Annotated in this window: 5 protein-coding genes; 2 read left to right on the top strand and 3 right to left on the bottom strand. The window is 71.3% G+C overall.

The window, feature by feature from the left end; all coding sequences use genetic code 11:
- Positions 1-295: 295 nt before the first annotated feature.
- On the top strand, positions 296-2,932 hold the full coding sequence (ppdK, locus tag C1J01_RS45610; RefSeq protein WP_111185239.1) for a pyruvate, phosphate dikinase: 2,637 nt from the start codon (positions 296-298) through the stop codon (positions 2,930-2,932).
- 192 nt (positions 2,933-3,124) lie between these two features.
- On the opposite strand, the gene C1J01_RS45605 is transcribed toward ppdK, so the two are convergent.
- The gene (locus C1J01_RS45605) at positions 3,125-3,361 is read right to left on the bottom strand and encodes a hypothetical protein (RefSeq protein ID WP_111185237.1); all 237 of its coding nucleotides are present in this window, start codon (positions 3,359-3,361) and stop codon (positions 3,125-3,127) included.
- A gap of 115 nt (positions 3,362-3,476) precedes the next feature.
- Complete coding sequence (locus tag C1J01_RS45600; protein WP_111185238.1) at positions 3,477-4,013, bottom strand: GNAT family N-acetyltransferase; 537 nt, start codon at positions 4,011-4,013, stop codon at positions 3,477-3,479.
- A gap of 243 nt (positions 4,014-4,256) precedes the next feature.
- On the opposite strand from C1J01_RS45600, the gene C1J01_RS45595 reads away from it, so the two are divergent.
- Positions 4,257-4,838, top strand: a complete 582-nt coding sequence (locus C1J01_RS45595; RefSeq protein WP_111185236.1) for a hypothetical protein — start codon at positions 4,257-4,259, stop codon at positions 4,836-4,838.
- Positions 4,839-4,941: 103 nt separating this feature from the next.
- Here C1J01_RS45595 and C1J01_RS45590 read toward each other — a convergent pair whose 3' ends face one another.
- Complete coding sequence (locus C1J01_RS45590; RefSeq protein ID WP_146615982.1) at positions 4,942-5,616, bottom strand: methyltransferase domain-containing protein; 675 nt, start codon at positions 5,614-5,616, stop codon at positions 4,942-4,944.
- Positions 5,617-5,891 lie beyond the last annotated feature (275 nt).

Raw genomic sequence — 5,891 nt, 5'->3', positions numbered from 1 at the left:
GGGCAGGAGGGACGGGGGCGTGAGGCGGCGTCCCGGCGAGGCCGGCCATGGGGTCCGGCGGCGTAGTGATGCTGTGGAGATAGGTGTGACCTGTTTCTCAAACGGGCCGCCGCCTTTCTCGAGAATTGGTTTAAACCAATTGGTCTAATCCAATTTCCGGCCGCTGCCCCGCTAATTGGATTAGACCTGTCAGGCGGCCTCCACCAGGCATAACGCGTAATTAACCGAAGGGTGCAGTTTCGGCGTCAATTTCACCGGTAGAGTCCGGGACAGAGGCGTTGGATTGGAGCTGGTGGTGGCCAAGTACGTTTACGACTTCACCGAGGGCAACAGGAATCTCAAGGATCTCCTCGGCGGTAAGGGCGCGAACCTCGCCGAAATGACGAATCTAGGGCTGCCCGTCCCCCCCGGTTTCACGATCACCACTGAGGCGTGCCGCCACTACCTGGCGGAGGGCGCCGTGCCGGACGGTCTCGACCAGGAGGTCGCCGAGCACCTCGCGGCACTGGAAGCGCAGATGGGCAGGAAACTCGGCCAGGCGGACGACCCGCTGCTGGTGAGCGTGCGCTCGGGGGCCAAGTTCTCCATGCCCGGCATGATGGAGACGGTCCTCAACATCGGTCTCAACGACGAATCCGTGCACGGCCTGGCCAAGCAGGCGGGCGGCAACGAGCGCTTCGCGTGGGACTCCTACCGCAGGCTCATCCAGATGTTCGGCAAGACCGTGCTGGACATCGACGGCGACCTGTTCGAGCACGCGCTCGACGCGCTCAAGGGCAGGCGCCAGGACACCGACCTGGACGCGGGCGAGTTGCAGCAGCTCGTGAAGACGTACAAGGGCATCGTGCGGGAGCAGACCGGGCAGGACTTCCCGACCGACCCGCGCGAGCAGATGCGCCTGGCCGTCATGGCCGTCTTCGACTCCTGGAACGCCCCGCGCGCCATCCTCTACCGCCGCCAGGAACGCATCCCCGCCGACCTCGGCACCGCCGTGAACATCATGGCCATGGTCTTCGGCAACTACGGCGACGACTCCGGCACCGGCGTCGCCTTCACCCGCGACCCCGGCTCGGGCCGCCAGGGCATCTACGGCGACTACCTGCAGAACGCCCAGGGCGAGGACGTGGTGGCCGGCATCCGCAACACGATCCCCCTCGAAGAGCTGGAGCGCATCGACAAGCACTCCTACGACGAGCTGCTCCGCATCATGGAGACCCTGGAGAACCACTACCGGGACCTGTGCGACATCGAGTTCACCATCGAGCGCGGCAAGCTGTGGATGTTGCAGACCCGGGTCGGCAAGCGCACGGCGGCGGCCGCCTTCTGCATCGCCACCCAGCTCGTCGACCAGGGCCTCATCACGATGGATGAGGCCGTCACCCGGGTCACCGGCGACCAGCTGGCCCAGCTCATGTTCCCCCGCTTCGACGACGGCGCCGACAAGAAGAAGATCGCCAAGGGCATGAACGCCTCCCCGGGCGCCGCCGTCGGCAAGGCCGTATTCTCCTCCGCCCGCGCCATCGAGCTGGCCGAGCAGGGCGAGGACGTCATCCTCGTGCGCCGCGAGACCAACCCCGACGACCTGGCCGGCATGATCGCCGCCCGCGGCATCCTGACCAGTCGCGGCGGCAAGACCTCGCACGCCGCCGTGGTGGCCCGCGGCATGGGCAAGACCTGCGTGTGCGGCGCCGAGGAGCTGGAGGTGAACACCGCCGAGAAGCGGTTCGTCGCGCCCGGCGACGTGGAGGTCCGCGAAGGCGACGTCATCTCCATCGACGGCACGACGGGCGAGGTGTTCCTCGGCGAGGTGCCGGTGGTCGACTCGGCCGTGGTCGAGTACTTCGAGGGCGCCGAGCCGGCCGACGAGCTGGTCAAGGCCGTGGACCGGATCATGCGCCACGCGGACGCGGCGCGCCGCCTGGGCGTGCGCGCCAACGCCGACAATCCCGAGGACGCGGCCCGGTCCCGCCGGTTCGGTGCGCAGGGCATCGGTCTGTGCCGTACGGAGCACATGTTCCTGGGCGAGCGCCGGCAGCTCGTGGAGGACCTGGTGCTGGCCTCGACCGACGAGGAACGCCAGACCGCCCTGGACGCGCTCGAACCGCTCCAGAAGTCCGACTTCATCGGGATATTCCAGGCCATGGACGGGGCTCCGGTCACCATCCGCCTCATCGACCCGCCCCTGCACGAGTTCCTGCCCGACATCGTGGACCTGTCCGTCAAGATCGCCACGTCGCAGGACGTCACCGAGAAGGACCGCCGGCTGCTGGCCGCCGTCAAGCGCCTGCACGAGCAGAACCCGATGCTCGGCCTGCGCGGCGTGCGGCTCGGGCTGGTGATCCCGGGTCTGTTCGCGATGCAGGTCAGGGCCATCGCCCAGGCCGCCGCGGAGGTGCCCGGGGCGCATCCGGAGATCATGATCCCGCTCGTGGCGTCCGTACAGGAGCTGGAGGCGGTACGCGAGGAGGCCGTCAAGATCCTCGCGGAGGCCGGCGTGGAGGCCCTGATCGGCACCATGATCGAGGTGCCGCGGGCGGCCCTCACGGCGGGACAGATCGCGGAGGCGGCCGAGTTCTTCTCCTTCGGCACCAACGACCTGACCCAGATGGCGTGGGGCTTCTCACGCGACGACGTGGAGGCCTCGTTCTTCTCCCGCTACCTCGACCTCGGCATCTTCGGCGTCTCGCCGTTCGAGACGCTCGACCGCGAGGGCGTGGGGCGGCTCGTCGAGATCGCCGTGAAGGAGGGCCGGGCGGCCCGGCCTGACCTGCACCTCGGCATCTGCGGCGAGCACGGCGGCGACCCCGACTCCGTGCACTTCTGCCACGAGGTGGGTCTCGACTACGTCTCCTGCTCGCCGTTCCGGATCCCGGTGGCCCGCCTGGAGGCCGGCCGGGCCGCGCTCTCCGAGAGCGAGTCGGACACGCGCTGAGCGCTGCGGGCGAGAGGGCCGCCCGGGGCCCTCTCGCCCGGGCGGGCGTGTCGAGCCGATGCGCCGCCGACCGGCGGCGTGGGCGGCGTCACGCGCCGACGAGGCCGGGGGGATGCCCGCCGCCCGTCACGGGCGGGCAGGTCACGCCTCAGGGGTCCGTGTGCCGCCCGGTGCCGCGGCAGGGCGGAGGAGTCAGAGGGTGAGGCAGCCCACGAGCGGCACCTCCGGCGGGACGACGACGGCGCCCGCTGGGTCGGCGACCGTGCCGGTGGTGCAGTTGGCCATGAGGATCGGGTCCGTCTTCTGGATCGACTCGAGGACCGCGATCTTCGCGGGATCGACGACGGCGTGGGCCGCCTGCGCCGGCAGGGCCAGGCCTGCGGCGGCGATCACCACGGCGGCGGCGACATGACGGGGGGACGTACGCACGGGAACCTCCTTGGGCGTGAACAACCAGTCTTCGCTACTAAACGTAGTCATGTGACAACGCTTTGTACATGGCAGGTTCATTAGAACCTGCTCACGCTCAAGGTCCGGCGATGGTTCAGCGGGGCTCGTCGTGCCAGTCGGGAAGCGTGATGGTGCCCGACGCCCAGTCGTGGCGCAGGATCGCGTAGCCGACCGCGTCGTGACGGGTGCCGTCGGGCGCGGGCCACGACTCGCGGTAGTGCGCCTCCTTGGCGTAGCCGTTCGAGCGGAACACCGCCCGCATCGCCCGGTTGTCGGCCCGCGTCGTGCCCTCGACGCGGGTGACGTCGGGGAACTCGGTGAACAGATGGGCGGTCAGCCAGGCGAGCGCCGCCGTGCCGAGGCCGCGTCCGCGCCACGCCCGGCGTACGCGCAGGTCGAACATCGGGGTGTCGTCGCCGAGGTCGTACAGCCGGATCAGGCCCCCGCGCTCGCCGTCGGCCACCACCCAGAACGTGCGGTTGTCCGCGTCGTCGTAGAACCCCTCGGCGGCCCGGCGCCTGATCGCGGCCGCCTCCTGCACCCCCGCGTGGAACGGCCACTCCTCACCGGTCAGGAATGCGACCAGGTCATCGACGTCGGCGGGGGAGAACCTGTGGTACTCGATCTGCACCACGCGATCGTCCCGGCCGCCCGGGCTCGGCGTCAAACGATTATGCGGCCCGGCGATCTGCCTTCTTCAGGCACTGAGAGTGACATCTTGGCAACGCTCTGTCATCGCTTTGCGCTAACGTCGCTCACCGCAGGGAAGTCGCTCCCGGCCCGTTCCCCTTTTCGTCACGGGCGGGTCCGTCGTCCCACGGATGCCTACAGCAGCGCCCCGCCTGGAGGCCGGGCGCACAAGCAAGGAGCCCCCATGCTCAAAAAAGCCGTCCTGGTCGTCGGGATCGCAGCATCCCTAGGATGGGGCGCCGTCGCCGCGCACGCGGCGCTGGTCGTCCCCGCGCCGCCCCCCGGAGTGGCCGCCGTCGCGCCGCAGCCCCTAGCGCCCGCCCCGGGCCTGGCCGCCGCCGCCCCGGCGCCGGCCTTCAACGCCGTGGCGCCCGCGCAGGCGTTCAACAGCGTCGCCCCCGCGCAGCAGCCCGGCGCCGTCGCTCTCGCGCCCCGGCCCGGCGCCGTGCCCGCCGCTCCGGCCCCCGGCGCCGTCGCGCACGCGCCGCGGCCCGCCGCCGTGGCGCCGGCGCAGCCCGCCGCGGTCGCGCCGGCCGAGCCCGCCGAGCCGGTCGAGCCCGCAGAACCCGCAGAACCCGCCGAGCCGGTCGAGCCGGCGGAGCCCGTCGAGCCCGCCGCGCCGCCGAGCCTGCTCACGGTCTTCAACGACGAGATCGTCGAGCCGGTCTCCGCGCCGCTGAGCATGTGCGGCAACGTCGTGTTCAACTCCGGCAACGCGAACGCGCGCTGCAACCGCTCGGCCTCGGTCTCCGACGACGACGCGTGAACACCCACGCGTGAACACGGGCCTGCGGGCCTGACGCACCACTGATCAGGGCACCGGGATGCCGCCGCGCAGGGCGTCCCGGTGCCCTGCGGTCGTCACGGGGTCAGGACGCGGTCTCCGGCGCCACGAGCCGTGCGGCCCTGCCGTCGCCGCCGACGATCACCGCGCCCGGCCGGGCCTGCTCGATCCACGCGTCCGGCACCGTCGAGAGCGCCAGCACCCGGTCGTACGGCCCCCGCTCGGGGCATCCGTCGCCCACCACCAGGTGCGGCCGGATCCCGGCGGCGGCCAGATTGCGCGCCGCCGCCTGAGCGACCTCGGGGTCGGCCTCCACCGACGTCACGTTTCCCGACTCGCCGACCAGCCGGCAGAGCAGCGCGGTGACCCAGCCGCTGCCCGTGCCGACCTCCAGCACGCGGTGCCCGGGTCGCAGGTCGAGCAGCTCCAGCAGGTCGACGACGGAGCTCGGCGCGGGGTTGACGCACGTGTACGCCGACCCGCCCCGGCAGATGGCGATCGGCCTGCCCGAGTAGACGGCGTCCCACCAGGCCGGGGGGTCGGTGTCGCGGTCGATCGGCACGGCGCCGCCGTCGTCGTCGAGCGCGAGGCCCACGGAGGGGACGAACCAGTGGCGGGGGACCTTCCGCAACGCCTGCGCGATCGCGCCGGTGGCGGGCGCCCGGCGCTCGGCGATGGCCGCGATCATCGCTTCGAGCCGCCAAGCGATGTGCGGCAGCATCGCCGGGCCCCGCCCGGTTCCGCCGTCATGCCTGTTCACAGCGCCTCCTCTGAACCAAGCGAATGCTAAAGGTGACCGTATGGCCACGCCTCGCGGTGTGCAAGGCGCTCGGGGGAAACCGGCGGCCGCCACCGATTTTCCCGCCGGCGGGCATGCTGGAGAACATGTCGGAGACCCAGCTGCCCGGTGGATTCGTCAACGCCGTCGTCCGCGTCGGCGACACCGTGCGCCGTCCGTGCGGCCCCAGGGCCGCGTACGTGCACGAGCTGCTGGCCCTGTTCGAACGGAGCGGGTGGGCGGGCGCGCCCCGGTTC

It is taken from the genome of Nonomuraea aridisoli (genome assembly GCF_003236395.1).
GTDB lineage: Bacteria > Actinomycetota > Actinomycetes > Streptosporangiales > Streptosporangiaceae > Nonomuraea > Nonomuraea aridisoli.
The sequence above is the reverse complement of the archived record's forward strand: the minus strand, read 5'-3'. Positions and strand labels throughout refer to the sequence as shown.